The organism is Dietzia sp. WMMA184 (genome assembly GCF_002441635.1).
GTDB lineage: Bacteria > Actinomycetota > Actinomycetes > Mycobacteriales > Mycobacteriaceae > Dietzia > Dietzia kunjamensis.
This window is the reverse complement of the sequence record NZ_NXEI01000001.1, coordinates 582,724-605,469: the sequence shown is the minus strand read 5'-3', so window position 1 is coordinate 605,469 and position 22,746 is coordinate 582,724. Positions and strand designations below refer to the sequence as shown.

Genomic DNA, 22,746 nt, shown 5'->3' with positions numbered 1-22,746 from the left:
ACCACCTCGTCGTCGTACCGTATCGGGGTGACCGGCATCGACCCAGACAGTTTCGATCCAGGCGGTAGTGACCCGAGCGGTATCGACCCGGGCGACCTCGAGATCTGCCTGCGCGTCCTCGACCAGGCCGCCGCGCTCGGCGAGGACCACCCCGACTCCATCCGGGTGCAGCGGTCGGTCGGCCACATGTTCAAGCTCCTCAAGAAGACGCGCCGCGCCGAGGTGCGTCGCGCCCGCCAGGAGGCGGACAAGGCCGTCATCGAGGCCACCGCGACCGGCTCGCCCACCCGCATCGACGACGAGACCGCCGGCATCCGCCTGGTCTCCACCACCCCGGGCGCCGTCGCCGGCCACCTCCAGCGCGCGATGGCGTGCTACGTCTGCAAGCAGCGCTTCACCCAGGTCGACGCCTTCTACCACCAGCTGTGCCCGAGGTGCGCCGCGCTCAACCGGGCCCGGCGGGATCCCGAGATGGACCTGACCGGCCGGCGGGCCCTGCTCACCGGCGGCCGGGCGAAGATCGGCATGTACATCGCCCTGATGCTGCTGCGCGCCGGCGCCGACGTCACCATCACCACCCGCTTCCCCCGCGACGCCGCCCGCCGGTTCGCCTCGATGGACGACCACTCCGAGTGGGCCGACCGCGTGCACGTGATCGGCGTGGACCTGCGCGACCCCGCCCAGGTGGTGGCGCTGGCTGACGAGGTCGCCGCCGGCGGCCCACTGGACATCCTCATCAACAACGCCGCCCAGACCGTGCGCCGCTCCCCCGGTTCGTACTCCGGGCTCGTCGAGGGCGAGTCCGCTGCCCTCACCGGCCGCGCCGCCGACATCCCCGTGGTCACCATGGGCCGCACCTCCGAGCTGCACCCGGCCGCGCTCATGGGCGGCGAGTCCGCGCTGATCGGGTCCGAGGAGGCCGAGCGCGAGGCCGACCACATCGCGACCCTGGCGCTGCAGGCCGGCTCGTCCTCGCTGGAGCGGATGGCAGCCGGGACCGCCATCGACGCCGGCGGGCTGCTGCCGGACGTGGTGGACCACAACAGCTGGGTGGCCACGGTCGAGCAGGTCGAGCCGATGGAGATGCTCGAGGTGCAGCTCGCCAACTCGGTCGCCCCGTTCATCCTCGTCTCCCGCCTGCGCCCCGCCATGGCGGCCTCGAAGGCGCGCCGCAAGTACGTCGTCAACGTCTCCGCCATGGAGGGACAGTTCTCGCGCCGCTACAAGGGCGCCGGCCACCCGCACACCAACATGGCCAAGGCGGGCCTCAACATGCTCACCCGCACCTCCGCCGAGGAGATGTTCACCGAACACGGCATCCTCATGACCGCCGTGGACACCGGCTGGATCACCGACGAGCGCCCGCACACCACCAAGGTCCGGCTGCACGAGGAGGGCTTCCACGCGCCCCTCGACCTCGTCGACGGCGCCGCCCGCGTGGTGGACCCGATCGTCCGCGGCGAGGCCGGCGAGGACCTCTACGGCTGCTTCCTCAAGGACTTCGAGCCCAGCCCGTGGTGAACGTCGACCCCGCCGTGATCGTCGACGCCGCCCGCCGGATCCTCGCCGACGAGCTGCTGCCCACGATCCGCGCCGCGGTGGCCGATCTCGGCGGCGACGGGCCCGACACGCTGGTGCACTCGCGGCCCACGACCGCGGGGTCGGATTGGCCCACCAACACCGCCGCCGCGCTCGTGCACCACCTGTGCGGGGTGCTCGCCTCCTGGGGCGCGGCCTGCCTGGGTGGTGAGGACATCGTCCGGGATCGTGACGCCGAGTTCGCCTTCACCGGACCGGTGGGGCCGGAGCTCGACCGGCTTGGCGCCCTGATCGACCGACTTCCCGGGTGGGTCACCGCGGCGGTCGGACGGGGCGATCTGGCCACTCCCGCCGGGACCACGGTCGACGTCGACGCCGCGCGCCGGGCGGGGACCTTCACCCCGGAGTGGGTCGTGGGCCACATCCTGCACGAGGTCGCCGCCCACACCGGCCAGCTGCAGGTGACCCGCGACGTCCTGCTGTCCCGGGGCCGCTCGCGGTGAGCCGCACCCCGGTGCTGCTCGACTGCGACCCGGGCATCGACGACGCCCTGGCGATCGCCTACCTGGTGGCCGAGCACCGCGCCGGGCGGACCGAGCTGACCGGCGTGGTGTGCACGGCCGGCAACGTCGGGTCGGAGGACACGGTCGCCAACGCGTGTGCGTGGCTGGACCTCGCGGGCGCGCCGGGGCTCCCGGTGGCCGCCGGCGCGCCCGGCCCGATCGCCGTGCCCCACGTGCTCACCCCCGAGACGCACGGCCCCCGCGGGGCCGGGTACGCCGAACTGACGACGACGAGGGCGACGACGACGAGGCCGGTCGATCCCCGCGACGGTGCGCGACTCTGGGTGGACGCGGCGCGCGCCCACCCCGGTGAGCTGGTGGGGATCGTGACCGGTCCCTCGTCCACGCTGGCCCATGCCCTGGCACTCGATCCCGCACTCCCCCGGTTGCTGGGCGGGCTGGTGGTGATGGGCGGGACGTTCCGTGGGCATCCGGGCAACACCACGCCGGTCAGCGAATGGAACGTCGACGTGGACCCCGAAGCCGCCGACCGCGTGTGCCGGGCGTGGGAGGACGCGCGCACCGCCGATCCCGCGGTGCCGACCCCGCTGTGGTGCGGGTTGAACCTCACCGAACGCGCGGTATGGACCCCCGAGCGGTCGGAGTGGCTCCTCGAGGCCACGGATTCCCCGCTGGCGCGGCGGCTGACCGAGGCCCTGCGGTTCTACTTCGAGTTCCACGACTCCGTCGGGGAGGGATACCTGGCGCAGGTCCACGACCCGTTCGTCGCGTGGATGGCCCTGCACCCGGAGGCGGTGGTGGCCGCGCCGGCGAACGTACGGGTCGAGTGCTCGGGCGAGCACACTCGCGGCATGACGGTGGCGGACGTCCGCGGGCACCGGCGCCGGGTGGACAACGCCCGCATCGCGACCGACGTGCTGGTGCCGGGTGGGCCGGACGCGGTCCTGGACGAGATCTGCGCGGCGATCGTCTCGGTGGCGGGCCGGCCCGGCTAGTTGTCCGGCCGCGTGAAGTTCCGGGTCGGCGGTGCCGGGTCGGGAACGCACTCGGCGGTGGCGTGCCCGCGCAGCGAGGTCGCGCACGCCACGCCGGCCGCGGCGCCGGTGCCCACGGCGATCGGCACGAGCTGCAGGCCGGTCACGATGTCGCCGGCGGCGTACACGCCGTCGACGCTGGTCAGCTGCATCGCGTTGACGGTGAGACCGCCCTCGTCGTCCAGCTCGCAGCCCAGGGACGTCGCGAGCTCGTTCGTCGGGTGGTGCGCGTAGGAGAAGAACACCTTCGACCCCGCGATCACCCTCCCGTCCGCGAGCCGGACCCCCTCCAGCTGGCCGGGGTCGCCGACGAGCTCCCGGGCGACCCCGTCGATCACCTCGATGTCGTGCTCCGCGCAGGCGGCCCGCTGATCGTCGTCGAAGGCCGGGTCGGAGTCGCTCTCGGTGACGATGACCACCTCCGACGCCCAGTCCAGCAATTCGGACGCGTAGGCGGGCACATGCGCGCCCACGCCGAGCACGATGATCCGCCGGCCGGCGGCGGTGAGGCCGTCGCAGGCGGGACAGTGGTGCACGTCGACCCCGTAGTGGTCGTCGATCCCCGCGAGGTCGGGTAGCCGGTCGCGCACGCCGGTGGCGAGGATGATCCGCCTGGCGGTGACCGTGACGGGGTTCTCGTCACCACCATCCGTTGTGGCGCCGGGTGCGATTCGGGCGACGAACCGGTCGTCGGATTCCCTGACCAGGTCGGTGACGACTCCACCGAGTCGTCGGACGGTCGGGTACTCGCGAAGACCCTCGTCGACGTCGGCGTAGAACTCGGCGGGTGTGGTGGGGCCGGTGCCGAGCATGCCGTGGATCCGCTGCGCCGCGAGATTGCGCTGGCACCCGGCGTCGACGAGCAGGGTGGAGCGCTGATACCGGCCGACCCAGGTGGCGGCCGACAGGCCCGCCGGGCCCCCGCCGATCACCAGGACGTCCACGGCCTCCGGCGGGTGGTAGTCCACGGCGTCGGACCCGGGGTCGGTGGGGGCGTCGGTCATGGCTCTCCGATCGGGAAACGGGTGATGCCACCCTACGAAAACCGGTGCCGACCGACCACCGGCCCGCCCCCGGAGTGATCGGACCCGGAGGCGCGGGCGGTCGATGGACGGAACTAGAACCGGTGTTAGGCTCCTCCGGATGTTCCGGGCGGCCTCTGGGCCCTCCCGGGCACCGCCGTCATCCCACCTCACCGCCCCGGGAGAGTCCATGAGGTCTGTCGCCACCGCCCTGATCGTCGTCGCGGGCGGGGCGGTCGTCGCCGGGGTCTCCGCACGTCGCGCAGCGGTGGCCTCCGGCGAGGCCGAGCCTGCGGTGGCCACCGTCCGGAACGCCGTGGCCACCGCGCGGGAGACCGTGCGTAGGCGGATCCGGCAACGCGCCGAGGTGACCGTACCGGCGGCAGGCCCCGGTGCGGCGTCCTTCGAGGGTGCGGGCCACGCGACGGCCACCCGTTCGGGATACCCGGCGGGCAGGGACGCGACTTCGGCCGGCTCGGCGCCACGCCGACTCGCCGGGGCCCGGGGATTCGTCCCCGCCCTCGAGGGGATCCGTGGCCTCGCGGCCGTCGGGGTGCTGACCACCCACGTCGCCTTCGTCACCCGCGCGTCCACCGGGTCACCCGTCAAACGGCTGTTCGGGCGACTCGACCTGGCGGTCGCCGTCTTCTTCGCCAAATCCGGGTTCCTGCTGTGGCGAGCCCACGCCGCCCACGCGCGCAGGGACGAGCCGGGAACCGCCCGGCCGACCCGCGAGTACCTCCGCTCGCGTCTCGTGCGGATCCTGCCGTCGTACGCGGTGCTGGTCGCCGCCGCGATGCTGCTGCTCGAGCAGAACCACGTCAACGGCCCGGATTCCTGGATCGCCAACCTGACCCTCACGCAGATCTACACGTCGAACTTCCTCGTCGCCGGGCTGACGCACGCGTGGTCGCTGGCCGTGGAGATGGCGTACTACCTCGCCTTCCCGCTGCTGTGGACCGCGATGAAGGACCTGCGCGGCGACTCCGCCCGGTGGCGTATCCCGGCGATCGCCGCGTTCGGTGCCTCGGGTCTCGTGTTCCCGATGCTCCCGTGGCACGCCCTCGGCATCCTGCCGGCCGACGTCAACGTCCAGATCCTCCCGCCGTCGTTCGCCGCCTGGTTCGCCGCGGGGATGCTGCTGGCCGAGGTCGTCACCGCGCCCCCCGGCACGCTCGCTCGGATGTGTCGCGATCGACTCGCGAGGTGGGGGTGGTGGCTCGCCGGCGGCGCTGCCCTGGTCGCCACCACCGTTCCCGGATGGTTCTCCGAGGGATTCGTCCACCCGGGCCCCGTCGAGTTCGCGGCCCGGACCGGTCTGGCGGGCACGATGGCGTTCCTCGTCCTGGCCCCGGTGGTCCTCGCCCCGGAGGGCACGCGGTTCCCGGTCCTGGAGTCCGCGCCGTTGCAGAAGGTCGGCACCTGGTCCTACGGAATCTTCCTGTGGCATCAGCTCGTCCTGCACGCCGCGTTCCCCCTCACCCGCACGCGGCTATGGGACCAGCGGATGGGGGTCATCTGGCCCGTCACCGTGGCCGGCTCGCTGGCCGCGGGCGCAGCGAGCCACCGGTTCATCGAGGAACCGGCACGAAAGCTGCTCTCCCCGCACGCCTGAATTCGGCGCCGAGTTCTCGTAGGGTGAGCGCACAACCGCGGACACGCGCACGCTCACGACGAAGGAGAACAGCTATGGGTTACATCGGCGGCGGAGTGGTCCTCGTGGTGCTCGGCGCGATACTCATGTACGCGGTCGAGATCAGCATTCCGGGTATCGACTCGAACACCCTCGCGGTGATCCTGATGGTGGCCGGTGTGGTGCTCTTCGTGATCGGTCTGCTGTTCGCGATGCGCTCGCGGAGCCGTCGGGTGCCGGACGAACGGTACTGAACCGGAGCGTCGGCGGGCTCGGAGTCGGCATCTGTCGTCTCCCCCGTCGTCTCCTGTCTGACTCCATTCGCGTCCGCGTCGTTCACAGACGAGCTGTCGCGTGTGGGTGAGCATGCCGGCGTGTGCATCCGACCCTGACGGCTGTGAGCCTCGTGTGCCCGCGAGAGTGTAGTCGCGCGGCCTCTGAGACAGCCGCGGGCGACATCTCCTGCGCGGATGCCCCGGGAGCGGAATCCGCGAGCGCCGAGATTCATTCTGCGGACCTGTCGATCTTCGGGTGCCCGTTCGTCAAGAAGGTGTCGGCGCACTTCACCGCGGCCGGCATCCACCAGTCACAGTCAGGAGATCGACATGAAGTACGTGCTTCTACTCTTCGGCAACATCGACGACGTCCGGTGCGGGGAGGCCGGGCCGGAGGGGGCCGTCGAGGGGCCCGGACCGGAGGCGTTCATGGCGTTCGATGCCGAACTCGAGGCCGCGGGGGTCCTCGCCGGCGGTTTCGCCCTGCACGACCCGGAGACCGCGGTCAGTCTCGCGGCCCCCGCCGGTGGCGGCGACCCCGTCATCACCTCGGGTCCGTTCGCGGAGAGCCGCGAGTTCGTCGGGGGCACGATCATCATCGACGTGCCCGACATCGACGCGGCGCTCGCGTGGGCGCGGCGATGCCCGGGAGTGCATGGTGGCCGGGTCGAGGTCCGGGCCATCGCAGAGTACTGACGGACGCCGGGCACCGGTGACCGAGGGACCAGGAGACGCCGTGGGCACCGAGCGCGGGGCGCCCGGTGACCGCCGACCCGGGGGGTGCGAGAGCGCGGCCCCGGGTCTGGCGGTTCGCGACGTGCTCGGCGCGCTGCGCCGGGAGGACCGCTCGCGACTGCTCGCGGCTCTCGTGGCGCGGTTCGGAGACCTCGACCTCGCGGAGGACGCGACGCAGGACGCCTTCGCGGCCGCGCTGGAGAAGTGGCCGGTCACCGGTGTGCCGGACAAGCCCCTGGCCTGGCTCATGACCACCGCGGCGCGGAAGGCGATCGACCGACTCCGGCGACAGCGGGCTCTGACGGAGCGGTTGGCCCGGCTGCACGTCGAGCAGGAACACCGGGTGGCCCGTGCGGTGGAGGTCTCGCCCGCGGATCCGGACGAAATCCCGGATGAGCGTCTCGAGCTGTTCTTCGCCTGCTGCCACCCCACCCTGAGGGTCGAGGAGCAGGTCGTGCTCACGCTCCGGTACCTGGCGGGGCTGACCACCGCCGAGATCGCCCAGGCGTTCCTGGTGCCGGTGCCCACGATGCAGCAGCGGCTGGTCAGGGCGAAGAGGCGGATGCGGGTCACCCGGATCCCGGTGCGGGTACCCGGGAGCGCGGAGCTTCCCGACCGGCTCTCGGCCGTTCTCACCGTGATCTACCTCGTCTTCTCCGAGGGGTATGCCGCGACCGAGGGGGCGAGTCACCTGAGGACGGATCTGACGCAGGAGGCGATCCGGCTGGCCCGCATCGTCCACCGGTTGATGCCCACGCAGTCGGAGGTCACCGGGTTGCTGGCGTTGATGGTGCTGATCGAGGCACGGGCGTCCGCACGGACCGGTCGCGACGGGATGCCCGTTCCCCTGCCGGACCAGGACCGCCGCACGTGGGACCGTCTTCTGCTGGAGGAAGGCCTGTCGCTCGCACAGCAGGCTGCCGCGGGCGGCCCGGGCCCGTACTCCGTTCAAGCCGCCATCGCCGCCGTGCACGCCGAGGCCCCTGACTTCGCGTCGACGGACTGGCGGCAGATCGTGGCTCTCTACGATGTGCTCGTGATCCTCGCTCCCGGCCCGGTGGTCCGGATGGCGCGGGCGGTGGCCCTCGGGCGACGAGACGGGCCGGAGGTGGGGATCGCCCACCTGGACGAGTTGTCCGCGGACCCGGCGCTCGCCGAGCACCACCCGTTCCACGAGGCGAGGGCGGTCACCCTGGAGTTGCTCGGGCGTCCGGAGGAGGCGCGTCAGGCGTGGGCCCGTGCCCACGCGCTCAGCCGCAACGACGCCGAGCGAGATTACCTGATGCAGCGCTGGTGGGACGCCTGAAGCTCGTGCGTCGCGTAGCTCGACTCGCCTTCCCTTCCCCCTCGACCCAAGGGAGGTTAGGCTAACCTCACGCCGCGACCTCCAGGTGTCGGCGCCGTATCCCCGAGGAGGATCCCACATGACCGCCAGTCCGCTCCCCCAGCACGACCGGGACCCCGAGTCCGTCGCCGGGCACTGGCTCCTGGCGCGTATGGGCAAGAAGGTCCTTCGTCCGGGCGGTAAGGAACTGTCCGGCTGGCTCGTCTCGGCCACCACCGTGACGGGCAAACGCGTAGTGGAGTTCGCTCCCGGACTGGGGTTGACAGCGACACTGCTGCTCGACGAGAGCCCGGCCTCGTATGTGGGCGTGGACTCGGATGCCGACGCCGTCGCCGTCGCGCGCCACGCAATCGGAGGCCGGGGTGAACTGGTGGTGGCGACTGCCCAGGAAACCGGTCTGGAGACCGCGTCCGCCGACATCGTCGTGGGCGAGGCCATGCTCACCATGCAGGGCGACTCGGCCAAGCGGCAGATCGTGGCCGAGGCCAGCCGGGTGCTCGGGACGGACGGGCGGTACCTGGTCCACGAACTGTGCCTGGTCCCCGACACCCTGGACGACGAGATCAAGACGGGTATCCGCAAGGACCTCGCCCGTTCGATCCGAGTGAACGCGCGGCCACTGACCGTAGCGGAGTGGACCCACCTGTTCGACGAGGCCGGCTTCGAGGTCGAGAGCACCGAACTCCGCCCGATGGCGTTGCTCCAGCCCCGCCGTGTCCTCGCCGACGAGGGCATCGTCGGCGTGGCCCGGATCGTCCGAAACCTCCTCCGCGACGCGGACGCCCGCCGACGAGTTCTCGCCATGCGCAGGACCTTCGTCGCGCACGACCAGCACATGAGCGCGGTCGGGTTCGTACTGCGCAAACGCTGACCACGCCGCGGCACACGAAATCCGCTACTCTCCCTCCGGATCCGCTACCCGATTCCGAGTAGCAGATTGGCAGTGCGAGTAGCGGATTTGGTGTGGGCGGTCGGGGGCGGTGCGAAGCCTGCGCACTGCGCAAGACGGTGCCCGGCGGGGCTCAGGAGTCGAAGGCGTCGATGATCGCCTGCGCAGCGAGGGCCGCGGTGAGCGTGCCCTCGCGCAGCTGCTGCTCCACTTCCGGGGCGATCCTGCGCACCTCCGGATCGGCGGCCAGCCGGGCCATCAGCGTGTCGTGGACCATGGACCACGTCCAGTCCACCTGCTGACGCGCCCTCCGCGCCTCCACCTCGCCGATCCCGTTCATCGTGTCCTGATGCGAGCGGACGGCGTCCCAGAAGCGATCCAGTCCCTCGGCCTCCAGTCCCGACATGGTCAGGACGGGCACCTTCCACACCGCGTCGGCCGGACGCACCAGTCGCAGTGCGGCCCCGAGTTCACGGGCGGCCCGCGAGGCGTCCTTGACGTGCGGGCCGTCAGCCTTGTTCACGGCGACGATGTCCGCCAACTCGAGGACACCCTTCTTGATGCCCTGCAGCTGGTCGCCGGTGCGGGCGAGGGTGAGGAACGTGAAGCAGTCGACCATCCCGGCCACCGTCACCTCGGACTGGCCGACACCGACGGTCTCCACGAGGATCACGTCGAACCCGGCGGCCTCGAGCAGGACCATCGTCTCCCGCGTGGCCTTGGCCACGCCCCCGAGCGTGCCGGACGTGGGCGAGGGCCGGATGTAGGCCCTCGGTTCCGTGGACAGGGTGGCCATGCGGGTCTTGTCGCCGAGGATCGAGCCGCCGGTGCGGGTGGACGACGGGTCGACGGCGAGGACCGCGACCTTGTGACCCTGCTCCACCAGATACAGGCCGAAGGACTCGATGAACGTCGACTTGCCGACCCCAGGCACCCCGGTGATGCCGATCCGCAGCGCCCCACCGGCATGCGGCAGCGCGCCCAGCAGGAGCTGTTGGGCCTTCTCCCGGTGCGCCGGGTTCGTGGACTCCAGCAGTGTGATCGCGCGGGCGAGGACCGGGCGGCGGTCCTCGAGCACGCCGGCGAGCAGGGCGTCGACATCGATCTCGCGCCGCGGACGCGGCCCGGTGGCCGAGGGCACCGGGCCGCGCACCGAGCCGGTACCGGCCGTGGTAGACAGACTGCCCGACAGATTGCCCGAACCGGCCGGGTCGGGTCCGGAGCCGAGGCGGGTCAGGACGTCACCTCCGAGCCGGCCCCCTCACCCGAGGCGGCCGACGAGAGGTCGTGGCCGAGCTCGCCGGCGAGCGCGTCGAGCAGCCCGATGGCGGCCTCGGCGATCACGGTGCCCGGCGGGTAGATCGCGGCGGCCCCGGCATCGTAGAGCTCCTGGAAGTCACCCGGCGGGATGACGCCACCGACCGTGACCATGATGTCCTCGCGCCCCACCCCGGCGAGCGCCGAACGCAGTGCGGGTACCAGGGTCAGGTGGCCCGCGGCCAGGGAGGACACGCCCACAACGTGCACGTCGGCGTCGGCGGCCTGCTGGGCCACCTCCTCCGGCGTCTGGAACAACGGGCCCATGTCGACGTCGAACCCGAGGTCGGCGAACGCGGTGCCCACGACCTTCTGACCGCGGTCGTGGCCGTCCTGTCCCATCTTGGCCAGCAGGATGCGGGGACGGCGTCCCTCCTGCTCGGCGAACGCATCGGCCATCCGCATGGCCCGGGTGACGTTGTCCACGGCGCCCTCCTTGGTGACCTCCTGCCGGTACACACCGGACAGGGTCTTGATCTCCGCTTTGTGACGACCGTAGACCTTCTCCAGCGCGTCGGAGATCTCCCCGATGCTGGCGTACGCGCGGGCCGCGTCGATCGCGAGGGCGAGGAGGTTGTTGTCCATATCGCTGCTCGCCCCGCCGGAGGCGGCCTCGGTCAGGCGGGTGAGGGCTGCCTGGCAGGCGTCCTCGTCCCGTTCCGCCCGCAGCTTGTCCAGTTTCGCCAGCTGCTCGGTGCGGACCCGGGAGTTGTCGACCTTGAGGACGTCGATCTCCTGGTCCTCGGTCACAACGTACTTGTTCACGCCGATCACGGGCTGACGACCGGAGTCGATGCGCGCCTGGGTCCGGGCGGCGGCCTCCTCGATGCGGAGCTTGGGGATGCCCTCCCCGATCGCCTGGGCCATGCCGCCGGCCTCCTCGATCTCGAGGAGGTGCAGACGGGCCTTGTCGGCGAGCTGGGCGGTGAGCCACTCGATGTAGTACGAGCCGGCCCACGGGTCGATCGGCCGCGTGGTCCCGGACTCCTGCTGCAGGAGCAACTGCGTGTTGCGGGCGATCCGCGCGGAGAAATCGGTGGGCAGTGCCAGAGCCTCGTCGAGGGCGTTGGTGTGCAGCGACTGCGTGTGACCCTGGGTGGACGCCATGGCCTCGATGCAGGTCCGCGCGACGTTGTTGAAGACGTCCTGCGCGGTCAGGGACCACCCCGACGTCTGCGAGTGGGTCCGCAGCGACTTGGACTTGGCGTTCTTCGGCCCGAACTTCTCGACCAGCTCGCTCCACAGCAGACGCCCCGCGCGCAGCTTGGCGATCTCCATGGAGAAGTTCATGCCGATGGCCCAGAAGAACGACAGGCGGGGCGCGAACTTGTCGATGTCCAACCCGGCGTCCAGACCGGCGCGGAGGTACTCCACGCCGTCGGCCAGCGTGTACGCCAGCTCGAGATCGGCCGTCGCACCGGCCTCCTGGATGTGGTAACCGGAGATGGAGATCGAGTTGAAGCGCGGCATCATCTTCGACGTGTAGGCGAAGATGTCCGAGATGATCCGCATGGAGGGCTTGGGCGGATAGATGTAGGTGTTGCGGACCATGAACTCCTTGAGGATGTCGTTCTGGATGGTCCCCGCGAGCTGGTCCGGCGTCACCCCCTGCTCCTCGGCCGCCACCACGTAGAACGCGAGGATCGGCAGGACGGCGCCGTTCATCGTCATCGACACCGACACCGACGACAGGTCGATGCCGTCGAACAACTCGCGCATGTCCAGGATGGAGTCGATCGCCACCCCGGCCATGCCGACGTCGCCGGCGACCCGCGGGTGATCGGAGTCGTACCCGCGGTGCGTGGCCAGGTCGAACGCGACCGACAGGCCCTTCTGGCCGGCTGCGAGGTTGCGCCGGTAGAAGGCGTTGGACTCGGCGGCCGTGGAGAACCCCGCGTACTGGCGGATGGTCCACGGCTGGTTGACGTACATCGACGGGTAGGGCCCGCGGAGGAAGGGTGCCGCACCCGGCACCGTGTCCAACGGGAAGGGGGTGACCTCCTCGCCGTCGTCGGTCGGGGCGGTGCCCGCCTCCACGGCGTCACGGTCGGCCTTGGTGTAGACGCGTTTGACGTCGATACCCTCCGGCGTCTCCCACGTCGGGTCCGCGTCGACGCCGGGACCCACCTCGTGGTCGGCCGTGGTTTCGACACCGTCCGGCAGGGGCGCCCCCTCGGAGGTCTCCCGCAACGGGGTGGTGCTGAAATCGGGGAAGGTCGTCATGTCACTGCACTCCCAGCTGGTCGAGGAGGGTGGTCAGGGCGGCGACGGCATCGATGCCGAGGGCCAGGTACCCGTCCGGGCGGTCGGTGGCGTCGGCGGGGAAGCCCTTCTCGGCGCCGGCGAGGTACACCGTCGACACCCCGGCGTCCCGGAGGGCGCGGACGGCGTCGGCGCCCTCGGTCGCGTAGCGCTTGTCCGCGCCGCAGAGCACGGCGATCCGCTCGCCCTCGTGCGCCCCGGCGTACTGCCCGGCCTCGGTGACGACCGGATTGCGTGCCTCGATGCCGCCGGCGGCGAGCAGGTTGGCCACGAACGTCACGCGGGGAGTCGTCTCGGCCTGGGGGCCGAGGCCCGCGATCAGGACGGTCGGGCGGGAGCCGGTGGTCTCCAGGTGCGCGTCGGACCGGTCCCGCAGGTCCTCGAACGCGCGGCCGTAGCGGTAGTCGTCGCCGCCACGGCGGGAGGCGTCGAGGGGCTGCTCGTCGAGATCGGGGAATTCGGACACACCGGTGATCGGGGCCGTGCGGTGGGCGATGTCGGCGTCGCGTGCCTCGCGTACGCGGGCGATGGCGTCGGCGACGGTCCCCGAGGAGATCGCGGCGGTCAGGCCGCCCTCCGCCTCGATCGTCTGCAACGCCGACCACGCGGCGTCCGCGAGCGCGTCGGTGAGCGACTCGACGTGCCAGGAGCCACCGGCCGGGTCCACGACGTGGCCGAGATGGGACTCCTCGAGCAGCAGGAGCTGGGTGTTGCGGGCGATACGCGCGGCGAAGGCACGGGAGGTGCTCTCGAGGCCCCCCGGCACCGAGGCATCGAACGGGAGGACCGTCACCGAGGTGGCGCCGCCGACCCCGGCACCGAACGCGGCGAGGGTGGTCCGGAGCATGTTCACCCACGGGTCCCGGCGCGACATCATCGCCATGGAGGTCACCGCGTGCTGCGGAGCGCCACCGGCCTCGGGAGCGCCGAGGAGTTCGGCGACGCGGGCCCACATAAGCCGTCCCGCGCGGAACTTGGCGATCGACGCGAACTGGTCATCGGTGGCGGCGAGCCGGAACGAGACCTGGCGCAGCGCGGCGGCGGCGGACAACCCCGCCGACATCAACGCACGCACGTACTCCAGCCCGGCGGCCACGGCGTAGGCCAACTCCTGGGCGTCGCCGGCGCCGTCGGCGTGGAATACCGTGCCGTCGGCGACGAAGGTCCGGATGGTCTCCTCGCGCTCGGTGACCCGCGTGGCCAGCTGCACCGCGGAGTCGAGCTCGATCGTGCCGGTCCCCACGTAGGCGGCGGTCACGGGCGCGGCCCCCAGGTCGGCGACGACGGCGGCGCGGTCCACGACCCCGTCACCTGCGGTGCGGCGCTCGTCGAGCAGGGCGAGGAACGACTCGGCGACCTCGACCAGGCCGGCGCCGGAATCGAAGGTGACCGGGGCCAGATCCAGGTAGACGTCCTTGAGGACCGCGCCCAGCTCGGCGGGCTCGGCGGTCAGCCACAGTGCCGAGACACCCTGGTTCAACAGGTCCAGGATCTCGGTGTTGACCTCCGATGCCTCCCCCGTGACCTCGACGCGCGAGCTGACGTGCCAGCCGCTCTCGGGCAGCCCCGACCGGTCCCCGCCGCGGACGAAGGGGAACTGCCCGGGCGCGGGGCGCTCGGCGATCTCGTCCTCCCGCGTGTACAGCGGGTTGATCTCGATGCCGTCGCGTGTGGTGGCGACCAGTGCGCGCCAGGCGTCCTCGGGCATGTCGGCGGGATCCTTGCGGGCGGCCTTCGCGAGGACGGCTCCCACAGAGGCGTACCAGGAGCGAAGGTCTGGGCCTGTGGTCGAACTGGTCACCGGTACCTCGTTCTCGTGTGGAGTGAAGGGGGTCACCCCCGGACTCTAGTCCAGCCCCACCGGGGCCGGAACACGCCCTCGCGGTGAGGGGGACCTGTGGGGGACGACCTCCGCACCACGGCGACTACAGTCGTCCCGGTGCGGAACCGGGTGTTGGCGTGGGTGGCGGCCGTCGCGCTGGTGGTCCTGGTCGCGACCCTCGTGCCGACCCCGGGGCTGGAGCAGTTCCGTGACTGGGCCACGCGACTGGGTCCGTGGTTCCCCGTTGCCTTCTTCGCCGCCTACGCGCTCGTCACGGTCTCGCCCATCCCCCGGTCGACCTTCACCTACACCGCCGCGGTCCTGTTCACCCCGGCCGTGGCCATCCCGTGGTCTCTCGTGGCCACCGGCATCGCGGCGACACTGGCGTTCGCCGGGGTCCGTCGCCTCGGTCACGACCGGACAGCCGCGCTGCGTGCGGATCCGCGGGTGGCCTCGATCGACGCACGACTGCGTCGGCGCGGGTGGCTCTCGGTGGGCAGTCTGCGGCTGGTACCCGCGGTGCCGTTCTCGGTGGTCAACTACGCCGCCGCGCTGACCTCGATCTCCTACCCGCAGTTCCTGCTGGCCACCCTCATCGGCAGTGCGCCCGGGACCGTCGCCGCGGTTCTCCTGGGGCATTCCCTGACCGAGGGTGACGGCACGGCCGCACTGTGGGCCACCGCTGGGTTCGCACTGATCGGACTGGTGGGGATGGTCCTCGACGCCACGCTGCCGGTCAGGCCGGTTCGGTGACGAAGTCGACCAACCTCTCCACCGCTCCTAGCAACGCGGGTTCGATGTCCCGGTAGGTGCTCACGGAGGCGAGCACGTGGCGGAACCCGTCCGCGGGTTCGCCCCAGCCCAGCCGCCGGCAGATCCCCGTCTTCCAGTCCTCGCCGCGGGGGACCACCGGCCATTCGCGGATCCCCACGGCGGAGGGTTTGACCGCCTGCCAGATGTCCACGTACGGGTGGCCGGTCACGAGGACGTCCTGCCCCAGTCCGGCGACGATCCGCGATTCCTTGCTGCCCTCGACGAGGTGGTCCACCAACACGCCGAGTCTCGCCTGACGGGTGGGGCCGAACTCGGTGACCAGCGCGTGCAGATCGTCGATCCCGTGCAGCGGTTCGACCACCACGCCCTCGACCCGCAGATCGTGGCCCCAGATCTTCTCCACGAGCGCGGCGTCGTGGATGCCCTCGACCCAGATTCGCCCCGCGCGGGCCGTGCGGGCCCGCAGTCCCTCGACCTTCCGCGACCCCGACGCGGTGACCGCGGGCCCCCGCCGCGTTGCCGGGGCCGGCTTCCGCAGGGTGACCGGGGAGCCGTCGATGAGGAACGCCGAGGGGGTCATCGCGAAGAGGCGCACCCGACCGCGCCGATCCTCCAGTTTGACGAACTCGCCGTCGTAGGACCGGTCGAAACCCACCACGGCGCCGCAGAACCCGGAATCGGCGTCCTCCACCACCAGGTCCCGTTCGGCGTCGACGACGGGGACCTCCGGGCGGCGGCGTCGCGCCGTGCCGGACAGGATGTCGGAGCCGTACATGTCTGCCATGGCCAGACACGGTAGCCGTCGCCGCGCCGGGGGTGCCGGCGGCACACCGCCGGTAGGATTGATCGTCATGTCCCGACCCCTCACCCGCAGTACCGCGCTGTCCCCGGCGTGGCCGCTGCCGCTGTACCTCCTGCGCACCGCGTGGGCGGATCAACCGTTCGACGAGTTGACCTCGTACGTCTCCGGCCTGGCGGAGTCGCACCTGCTGGAGATCGTCGGAGCGCCTGTCCCGATGCTCGCCGAGGTCTCCCCCGCCGCCGGCCCGGCAGGACTCCTGCCCGGGCTCGTCACGACGCTGCGGCGCGCCGGGCGTTCGTATCCGGCGCCGGAGGCGCTGTCCCTGCTCACGACGGCGCCCGGGGACTCCTCGAGCCTGCCGCCGGTCCCGTCGGTTCGCGCGGACGTGGCCGACGCCGGGTGGGGGATCCTCGTCCGCGACCCCGGCTCACGGGACGCCGTGTGCCTGACCTGCGTCCAACCGCATCCCGAGGTGCTGCGGTGGCGGGCGCGCGGGGTCCATGACTGCCCCGTCGCGCCCCAACCGGCCGGCCCCTCGGAGGCGCTCGCCGACCTGGGTGGAGCCGTCGTGGAGGCCGCCGACCTCATCGAACGCACCGCCGTACGCACCAACGACGTGGCCCGGATCGACATCCCTTCCCACGTCACCCGCCTGCCGGCCGGGCTCCCGTCCCGCGTCCTCGAGCTGGTGGACAGGATCGACCGGGTGGAGGCGATCACCTCCGTCGCGCTGGCACAGCCGGAGGCCGGGGTGGATCCCGCCGCGCGCGAGCCGGTCCTCCGGCGACTCGTCGCGGTGAAGGACGCCGCACGCCGGTCCGCGGTGGCCGCGGCCGGCGAGGCGGCGCTGAGAACCTTCTGACGACGCCCGGGGACCGGGACCGTCGGAGCGTCAGGTCACGCTCTCCGCGAGGGTGCCGGGCAACAGTCGACCGCGCACCGGGCGCCGTTCCGGGTACAGCCCAGGGACGGCACGTCACCGAGCCGCTCGATCCGCTCCCCCGTCTCGACCTCGTCGAGCATCTGCAAGATCATCTCGGTGAACTCGTGAGACGGGCCCGGGGTCGCGCACCGGGTGATGCGCACCCCGAGGTCGTCGGTGTCCTCGACGAGTTCGGTGTCGAGGTCCCAGATCACCTCGACGTGGTCGGAGATGAAGCCGACCGGGCACACCACGACGTCACGTATCCCCTGATGCGTCGCGAGGTCCCGGACGTGGTCCACGACGTCCGGTTCGAGCCACGGCACGCTCGGTGGCCCCGACCGGGACTGCCACACGACGTCGTACTCGTCCACCCCGGCCGCCGCGGCGACGAGACGCGCGGCATCGTTGACCTGACGGCTGTAGAGGTGACCGCCGAGTCTCTTGGGGCCGGCGGTGGCGTCGGCAGTGGTCGGGACGGAGTGTGCGGTGAACACCAGTCGGGGTTCTCCCCCCGTACCGACCCCGGCACCGTCGGAGTCGGCGTCGCGGGCCAGTTGCCGGGCGTCCTCGAGGGCACGTGACAGGTCGGCGGCGAAGCGATCGACGAACTTCGGGTGGTCGTGGAACTGTCCCAGGCGCACGAGCGTGGGAGCGTTCTCGACCGCGCCCCGTGCCCGCTCGATGTCCTCGTGGTACTGCCCGCACCCGGAGTATCCACCCCATGCCGAGGTGACGAACACCGCCGCGGTGCGGACGCCATCGTCTCTCATCCGCATGAGGGTGTCCTCGAGGTACGGGGTCCAGTTGCGGTTGCCGAAGTAGACGGGCAGGTCGCGGCCGCGGCGGGCCAGTTCGGCCTCGACATTCGCGATGATCTCGCGGTTGAGGTCGTTGATCGGGCTGCGGCCGCCCAGGTGGCGGTAGTGGGTGGCCACCTCCTCGAGGCGCTCCTGCGGGATCCCCCGGCCCCGGGTGACGTTCTCCAGGAACGGGATCACGTCCTCCTGCCCCTCCGGCCCGCCGAATGAGAGCACGAGCAGGGCGTCGACCTGCCCCACGGTGTCGTCCTGCCCCACGGTGTCGTCCGTCGCTCCTGTCATGTCACTTCTCCTGTCCGCTGAACGAGACCGTCCCCGCGCCGCCGTCCGCGTAGATCACCGTGCCGGTCGTGGCGGTCATGAGGTCCGAGAGCAGGGCGACGGCCGTCGTGGCCACCGCGGTGGGGTCGTCGACGTCCCATCCCAACGGGGCCCGCCGGTCCCACTCGTCCTGCATCTGGTCCAGCTCGCCACCGGGTCCGAGGGCCTCGCCCGCGATCGCCTTCGCCGCGAGCGTCTTGACGGGCCCGGCCGCGATGAGGTTCGAGCGGATCCCCTCTGGACCCAGGTCGCGGGCGACGTACCGGTTGACCGCCTCGAGGGCGTTCTTGGCGACCGACATCCAGTTGTAGAACGGCATGGAGAACCGGGGGTCGAAGTCCAGGCCGATGATCGACGCACCGCGGTTCAGCAGGGGATGCACGGCCTTCGCCAGCGACGCGTACGAGTAGGCGGAGACCTCGAGTGCCACGGCCACGTCTTTCCAGGGCGCGTCGAGGAAGGGATCCCCGAGACAGCTGGGCGGCGCGAACCCGATCGAGTGCACGACGCCGTCCAGCGAGTCGGCGTGCTCCCGCACCCGGTCGGCCAGCGCGGCCAGATCGTCCTCACTCTGGACGTCCAACTCGATCACAGGCGGACGCTCGGGCAGGCGTTTGGCGATGGCTTTGACCAACGACGGGCGGCCGAAGGCGGTGAGGATGACCTGCGCACCGTGCAGTTGGCAGTGCTTGGCGATGTGGAACGCAATGGAGGCATCGGTGATGACGCCCGTGACGAGGATCGTCTTACCGTAGAGCAGCCCGGAGCCGGTCGCCACCTTCTCGCCCGTGTCGGTCTGGCTCATGTCAGTGCCCCATTCCCATTCCGCCGTCGACCGGGATCACGGCCCCGGAGATGTAGCCGGCGTCGTCACCGGCGAGAAAACTCACGATCCCGGCCACGTCTCCGGCCGACCCCTTGCGTCCGAGCGGGATCGCCGCGATCGCCTGCTCCTGCGTCTTGTCATCGAGACCGGCGGTCATGTCGGTGTCGATGAAACCCGGCGCCACGACGTTCGCGGTGATGCTGCGGGACCCGAGTTCGCGGGTGAGCGAGCGTGCCATGCCGACCAGCCCGGCCTTCGACGAGGCGTAGTTCACCTGCCCCGCGGTGCCCGACTGCCCGACCACCGAACCGATGAAGATCAGGCGACCGAACCGGGCCCGCAACATCCCGCGGGAGGCACGCTTGGCCACCCGGAACGCGCCCGAGAGGTTGGCGTCCACCACGCTGGTGAACTGCTCGTCCTTCATCCGCATGAGCAGGGTGTCCTCGGTGGTCCCCGCGTTGGAGACCACCACCTCCACCGGGCCGTACTCGGCCTCGACGGCGGTGAAGGCGGCGTCGACTGAGTCGGGGTCGGTCACGTCGCACTGCACTCCGAGGAGCCCTTCGGGGGCGCCGGATCCGCGGTGCGTGACGGCGACGCGGTGGCCGTCGGCATGGAGCCGCTCGGCCACCGCCCGCCCGATTCCGCGGTTGCCTCCGGTCACGAGGACCGTTCGGGGGTGGTGCCGGGCGTGCTCTCGGAAACCATGTCCTCCACCCTAGCGAGCCGGGGCGGGCGGTCCGGCGCTGGTCCGCAACCGTGTCCCGGTCGGTGTCACGGGATCCGCCGGTGCGCGGTCAGTGACCCGGCCGCGGCGAGCATGGCCAGCAGGGTGCCGATGACGAGCCAGGGGCGGGAGGCGTCGGCCTTCTTCCACTCGTAGCCGATCTGTTCCTCGAGGGTGCGGTACACGGAGTCGAGCTCCTCGAGGCTGGAGGCGGTGAAGAAGTCGCCCCCGGAGATGTCGGCGATCTGTCGCAGCGACGCGTCGTCGACGGGCACGGGCTGCGGCCTGCCCTGGATGTCGACGGTGCCGTACAGGGTGCCGAACGAGATGGTGGAGACGGGGATGCCGGCTTCCGAGGCCCGTTCGGCGGCGGTGAACGCGCCCCGCTCCTCGGTGGGGTCGGCGGGGACGGTCTCCTTGCCGTCGGAGAGCAGGACGATCCTCGCCGGAGGTGCCTGGTCTGGTCCGCCCAGGCTTTCGGTGAACGTGGTGATCGCCTGGGTGGCGGTGTAGATGGCCTCCCCTGTGGCGGTGCGCTCGTCGAGCCTGAGTCGCTCGACCGCGCGGACCACCGGTCCCCGGTCCGTGGTGGGGGCGACGAGCATCGAGGCGGTGCCCGCGTAGGAGACCAGGCCCAGGTTGACGCCCTGGGTGAGGTTGTTCGCGAAGGTCGTGGCGGCCTGCTGTGCGGCCTCGAGTCGCGACGGGGAGACGTCGGTGGCCTCCATGGACAGGGACACGTCGACGACGAGCATGACGGTCGCCCGGTTCCGTGGAACCTTCTGTTCGCGCTGTGGGCCGGCGAGGGCCACCACGAGGGTGAGCAGTGACAGCACCAGGAGCACGGCCGGGACGTGCGTGAACCAGCGGCGTCCTCGGCGATCGACGGTCCGGAGGACCCCGAAGTTGCCGAACCGCACGGTCCGGCGCTTCTTGGACCGCAGCGCGATGACGTATCCCACGGCGAGTGCCAGTGGAACGACCAGCAGGATCAGCCAGAGCGGATGCTGGAACTCGGACAGGCTCATCGCGTCGCCACCTCCTGCGTGCCGGGCCGGTCGTCGGGGAGGTCGCGGACGAGGTTGTCGCCGGTCGGCAGGCCGCCCTGGCGGCGCACGCCGACGAAGTCGATGACGTCACGGATCCAGTCACGGTCGGTCCGCAGGGCGAGGACGGGTGCGCCGCACCGCCGGAGCGCGGAGTGGACGCGGTCGCGGTGCTCACCGGCGGTTCGGCGGTAGTCGGCGGCGAGCGCGTCGTCGACGTCGAGTTCGAGGACCTCCCCGGTGGCGGGATCCTGCAGCAGGGCGGCGCCCACGGCCGGGAGTGCGATGTCGAGTGGGTCCGCCACGTGGACGGCGAGGAACTCGTGGCGGGTGCCCAGGACGCGCAGCGACCGTTCCCAGTCCACCTCGGACAGGAAGTCGGAGATCACCACCACCAGGCCGTGCCGGCGAGCGGCGTTCCGGACGGCGTGGAGGCAGTCGTCGAGCGAGCCCCCCGGCGTGACGCGTGGTGTCGACCGCGCCACCTCCTCCAGTAGGCGTCGGACGTGGTCCCGTCCGCCGGTCGCCCGCAGGACGCGTGGGCGTCCGTCCCCGGTGAGGACCATGCCGACCCGGCTGCCACCGCCCGCCGAGAGGAAGCCGACGGTGGCGACGGCGGCCTCGACCAGTCGCCGCTTGGCTCCGTACCGGCCCTCCACGTCGAGACTCGGCGAGAGGTCGACGACCAGCCACGTCTCGAGCTCGCGGTCGGCGATGGTCTGACGGATGTGCGGGACGGTGGTCCTGGCGGTGACGGACCAGTCCATCGTTCGGACGTCGTCCCCGGGTTCGTAGGCCCGCGCCTCCCCGGGCTCGGTGCCAGGCCCGGGCAGCAGTCCGCGGTGGTCGCCGTTGAGTACCCCGTCGAGACGGCGCGTGACGAGCAGTTCCAGCTGGGCCAGGGCCGCACGGGACGACGCGTCGACGGGGTCGTCGCGTCTGCCCTCGTCCGCGGCGGTCACCGTGACGGCGGCGGGCCGGCCTGGGCGGGAACCGCGCTGATCTGTGGGAGCGGTACGGCTTCGAGCACGCGTCGCACCACGGTGTCGGCGGTGACCTCGTCGGCCAGCGCGTCATAGGTCAGCACGAGACGGTGCCGGAGGACGGCCGGCAGGACGTCGATCACGTCCTGCGGCACCACGTAGTCGCGTCCCCGCACCAGGGCGAGCGCACGGGCTGCGGTGACGGCCCCGAGCGTCGCACGGGGAGAGGCGCCGTAGGAGAGCCACCGCGCCACGTCCTCCAGCCCGTGCCGTGCGGGTTCGCGGGTGGCCACCGTGACGCGGACGACGTAGTCGACCAACGCGTGATGGACGAACACCTCGCGGACGGCCTTCTGCAACCGGATGAGGGCGTCGACGCCGAGGACCCGCGTGGGTTCCGGAGGGGTCGAGCCCATCCGGTAGACGATCTCGCGTTCTTCCTCCGGGGTGGGGTAGTCCATGACGAGCTTGAACAGGAAGCGGTCCCGTTGTGCCTCCGGCAGCTGGTAGACACCCTCGCTCTCGATGGGGTTCTGCGTGGCCATGACGAGGAATGGGCTGGGCATGGGGAAGGTCTGCCCGCCGATCGAGACGTGCCCCTCGGCCATGACCTCGAGCAGCGCGGACTGGACCTTGGCGGGTGCACGGTTGATCTCGTCCGCGAGCACGAAGTTCGCCAGGATGGGGCCGAGCTCGACATCGAACTCCTCGCGGCCCTGCCGGTAGATGCGGGTGCCGACGATGTCTGCGGGGACGAGGTCCGGGGTGAACTGGAGCCGCCGGAAACTCCCTCCCACCACGGTGGCGAAGGTCTCCACGGTGAGGGTCTTGGCCACGCCCGGGACGCCCTCGAGCAGGATGTGACCCCGCGAGAGGAGGCCGACGAGGATCATCTCGATCAATCGGTCCTGGCCCACCACGACCTTCTTGACCTCGTAGACCGCTCGCTCGAGGAGACGTGCGTCCTCCGCGGCCGTCGACGCACTCACGGGGGGCTCGCCGGGACGGCTCGACTGTTCGGGATGGGGATCGCTCACCGCGGAGGGCTCCTTCGCGTGGTCGGGTGTTCCGGGCGCCCTGCCGGGGCCGTCCGAACGGGTTGGGGACGACAGTACCGGTGCCGC

Annotated in this window: 21 protein-coding genes; 10 read left to right on the top strand and 11 right to left on the bottom strand. The window is 71.5% G+C overall.

Features of this window, described 5'->3' with window-relative positions:
• Positions 1-27: 27 nt before the first annotated feature.
• The 3 genes from CK206_RS02785 to CK206_RS02775 are packed head-to-tail and all read left to right on the top strand — an operon-like array spanning position 28 to position 3,058.
• Positions 28-1,521 (top strand): SDR family NAD(P)-dependent oxidoreductase, encoded by a 1,494-nt coding sequence (locus tag CK206_RS02785; RefSeq protein WP_371606824.1) that lies wholly within the window; start codon positions 28-30, stop codon positions 1,519-1,521.
• Positions 1,515-2,042 carry a DUF664 domain-containing protein gene (locus tag CK206_RS02780; protein ID WP_143337683.1) on the top strand — a complete coding sequence of 176 codons (528 nt, stop codon included), beginning with the start codon at positions 1,515-1,517 and terminating at the stop codon, positions 2,040-2,042. The genes CK206_RS02785 and CK206_RS02780 overlap by 7 nt, the downstream gene beginning before the upstream one ends.
• Positions 2,039-3,058: a nucleoside hydrolase gene (locus CK206_RS02775; protein ID WP_096905470.1), complete on the top strand. Its 1,020-nt coding sequence runs from the start codon at positions 2,039-2,041 to the stop codon at positions 3,056-3,058. The genes CK206_RS02780 and CK206_RS02775 overlap by 4 nt, the downstream gene beginning before the upstream one ends.
• On the opposite strand, the gene CK206_RS02770 is transcribed toward CK206_RS02775, so the two are convergent.
• On the bottom strand, positions 3,055-4,101 hold the full coding sequence (locus tag CK206_RS02770; RefSeq protein ID WP_096905469.1) for an NAD(P)/FAD-dependent oxidoreductase: 1,047 nt from the start codon (positions 4,099-4,101) through the stop codon (positions 3,055-3,057). The genes CK206_RS02775 and CK206_RS02770 overlap by 4 nt on opposite strands.
• 208 nt (positions 4,102-4,309) lie before the next feature.
• On the opposite strand from CK206_RS02770, the gene CK206_RS02765 reads away from it, so the two are divergent.
• The 5 genes from CK206_RS02765 (at position 4,310) to CK206_RS02745 (ending at position 8,978) form a co-directional block, all read left to right on the top strand.
• Positions 4,310-5,734 (top strand): acyltransferase, encoded by a 1,425-nt coding sequence (locus CK206_RS02765; protein ID WP_173674755.1) that lies wholly within the window; start codon positions 4,310-4,312, stop codon positions 5,732-5,734.
• A gap of 74 nt (positions 5,735-5,808) precedes the next feature.
• Positions 5,809-6,006 carry a hypothetical protein gene (locus CK206_RS02760; RefSeq protein WP_067714393.1) on the top strand — a complete coding sequence of 66 codons (198 nt, stop codon included), beginning with the start codon at positions 5,809-5,811 and terminating at the stop codon, positions 6,004-6,006.
• 351 nt (positions 6,007-6,357) lie between these two features.
• Entirely contained in the window at positions 6,358-6,723 is a 366-nt protein-coding gene (locus CK206_RS02755) for a YciI family protein (RefSeq protein WP_069390476.1), read from the top strand.
• Positions 6,724-6,829: 106 nt separating this feature from the next.
• Positions 6,830-8,068: an RNA polymerase sigma factor gene (locus CK206_RS02750; RefSeq protein WP_254050665.1), complete on the top strand. Its 1,239-nt coding sequence runs from the start codon at positions 6,830-6,832 to the stop codon at positions 8,066-8,068.
• Positions 8,069-8,186: 118 nt separating this feature from the next.
• Positions 8,187-8,978, top strand: coding sequence for a class I SAM-dependent methyltransferase (locus tag CK206_RS02745; protein WP_069390477.1), 792 nt, complete (start codon positions 8,187-8,189; stop codon positions 8,976-8,978).
• Positions 8,979-9,129: 151 nt separating this feature from the next.
• Here the strand turns inward: CK206_RS02745 and meaB are convergent, their stop codons facing one another.
• The 3 genes from meaB to CK206_RS02730 form a co-directional block, all read right to left on the bottom strand.
• Positions 9,130-10,137, bottom strand: coding sequence for a methylmalonyl Co-A mutase-associated GTPase MeaB (meaB, locus tag CK206_RS02740; protein ID WP_096907241.1), 1,008 nt, complete (start codon positions 10,135-10,137; stop codon positions 9,130-9,132).
• A gap of 92 nt (positions 10,138-10,229) precedes the next feature.
• A complete protein-coding gene (gene scpA / locus CK206_RS02735) occupies positions 10,230-12,536 on the bottom strand; it encodes a methylmalonyl-CoA mutase (protein ID WP_096905466.1) in 2,307 nt (768 codons plus the stop codon).
• 1 nt (position 12,537) lies between these two features.
• The gene (locus CK206_RS02730; protein WP_069390479.1) at positions 12,538-14,376 is read right to left on the bottom strand and encodes a methylmalonyl-CoA mutase family protein; all 1,839 of its coding nucleotides are present in this window, start codon (positions 14,374-14,376) and stop codon (positions 12,538-12,540) included.
• Positions 14,377-14,514: 138 nt separating this feature from the next.
• Between CK206_RS02730 and CK206_RS02725 the strand changes: the two genes are divergently transcribed.
• Positions 14,515-15,150 carry a TVP38/TMEM64 family protein gene (locus tag CK206_RS02725; RefSeq protein ID WP_227022273.1) on the top strand — a complete coding sequence of 212 codons (636 nt, stop codon included), beginning with the start codon at positions 14,515-14,517 and terminating at the stop codon, positions 15,148-15,150.
• Here CK206_RS02725 and CK206_RS02720 read toward each other — a convergent pair.
• Complete coding sequence (locus tag CK206_RS02720; RefSeq protein WP_096907240.1) at positions 15,134-15,946, bottom strand: DUF3097 domain-containing protein; 813 nt, start codon at positions 15,944-15,946, stop codon at positions 15,134-15,136. The genes CK206_RS02725 and CK206_RS02720 overlap by 17 nt on opposite strands.
• Positions 15,947-16,022: 76 nt before the next feature.
• Here CK206_RS02720 and CK206_RS02715 point away from each other — a divergent pair, with 76 nt between their 5' ends.
• Positions 16,023-16,835 carry a hypothetical protein gene (locus CK206_RS02715; protein ID WP_069390480.1) on the top strand — a complete coding sequence of 271 codons (813 nt, stop codon included), beginning with the start codon at positions 16,023-16,025 and terminating at the stop codon, positions 16,833-16,835.
• A gap of 35 nt (positions 16,836-16,870) precedes the next feature.
• Here the strand turns inward: CK206_RS02715 and CK206_RS02710 are convergent, their stop codons facing one another.
• The 6 genes from CK206_RS02710 to CK206_RS02685 form a co-directional block, all read right to left on the bottom strand.
• A complete protein-coding gene (locus CK206_RS02710; RefSeq protein WP_096905464.1) occupies positions 16,871-17,998 on the bottom strand; it encodes a ferrochelatase in 1,128 nt (375 codons plus the stop codon).
• 1 nt (position 17,999) lies between these two features.
• Positions 18,000-18,842, bottom strand: coding sequence for an NADH-dependent enoyl-ACP reductase InhA (gene inhA, locus CK206_RS02705; protein WP_069390482.1), 843 nt, complete (start codon positions 18,840-18,842; stop codon positions 18,000-18,002).
• A 1-nt stretch (position 18,843) separates the two neighbouring features.
• Positions 18,844-19,530: a 3-oxoacyl-ACP reductase FabG gene (gene fabG / locus CK206_RS02700; protein ID WP_096905463.1), complete on the bottom strand. Its 687-nt coding sequence runs from the start codon at positions 19,528-19,530 to the stop codon at positions 18,844-18,846.
• Positions 19,531-19,640: 110 nt separating this feature from the next.
• Positions 19,641-20,621, bottom strand: coding sequence for a VWA domain-containing protein (locus CK206_RS02695; RefSeq protein ID WP_067714366.1), 981 nt, complete (start codon positions 20,619-20,621; stop codon positions 19,641-19,643).
• Positions 20,618-21,601: a DUF58 domain-containing protein gene (locus CK206_RS02690; RefSeq protein WP_069390483.1), complete on the bottom strand. Its 984-nt coding sequence runs from the start codon at positions 21,599-21,601 to the stop codon at positions 20,618-20,620. The genes CK206_RS02695 and CK206_RS02690 overlap by 4 nt, the downstream gene beginning before the upstream one ends.
• The gene (locus CK206_RS02685) at positions 21,598-22,611 is read right to left on the bottom strand and encodes a MoxR family ATPase (protein ID WP_067714538.1); all 1,014 of its coding nucleotides are present in this window, start codon (positions 22,609-22,611) and stop codon (positions 21,598-21,600) included. The genes CK206_RS02690 and CK206_RS02685 overlap by 4 nt, the downstream gene beginning before the upstream one ends.
• Positions 22,612-22,746: the final 135 nt, after the last annotated feature.

What these genes read in the sequence shown, in the direction of transcription:
- CK206_RS02770 (WP_096905469.1), bottom strand. Translation starts at nt 4,101, where the DNA reads ATGACCGACGCCCCCACCGACCCCGGGTCCGACGCCGTGGACTACCAC.
- CK206_RS02765 (WP_173674755.1), top strand. Translation starts at nt 4,310, where the DNA reads ATGAGGTCTGTCGCCACCGCCCTGATCGTCGTCGCGGGCGGGGCGGTC.
- CK206_RS02760 (WP_067714393.1), top strand. Translation starts at nt 5,809, where the DNA reads ATGGGTTACATCGGCGGCGGAGTGGTCCTCGTGGTGCTCGGCGCGATA.
- CK206_RS02755 (WP_069390476.1), top strand. Translation starts at nt 6,358, where the DNA reads ATGAAGTACGTGCTTCTACTCTTCGGCAACATCGACGACGTCCGGTGC.
- CK206_RS02745 (WP_069390477.1), top strand. Translation starts at nt 8,187, where the DNA reads ATGACCGCCAGTCCGCTCCCCCAGCACGACCGGGACCCCGAGTCCGTC.
- scpA (WP_096905466.1), bottom strand. Translation starts at nt 12,536, where the DNA reads ATGACGACCTTCCCCGATTTCAGCACCACCCCGTTGCGGGAGACCTCC.
- CK206_RS02720 (WP_096907240.1), bottom strand. Translation starts at nt 15,946, where the DNA reads ATGTACGGCTCCGACATCCTGTCCGGCACGGCGCGACGCCGCCGCCCG.
- CK206_RS02715 (WP_069390480.1), top strand. Translation starts at nt 16,023, where the DNA reads ATGTCCCGACCCCTCACCCGCAGTACCGCGCTGTCCCCGGCGTGGCCG.
- CK206_RS02710 (WP_096905464.1), bottom strand. Translation starts at nt 17,998, where the DNA reads ATGACAGGAGCGACGGACGACACCGTGGGGCAGGACGACACCGTGGGG.
- inhA (WP_069390482.1), bottom strand. Translation starts at nt 18,842, where the DNA reads ATGAGCCAGACCGACACGGGCGAGAAGGTGGCGACCGGCTCCGGGCTG.
- CK206_RS02695 (WP_067714366.1), bottom strand. Translation starts at nt 20,621, where the DNA reads ATGAGCCTGTCCGAGTTCCAGCATCCGCTCTGGCTGATCCTGCTGGTC.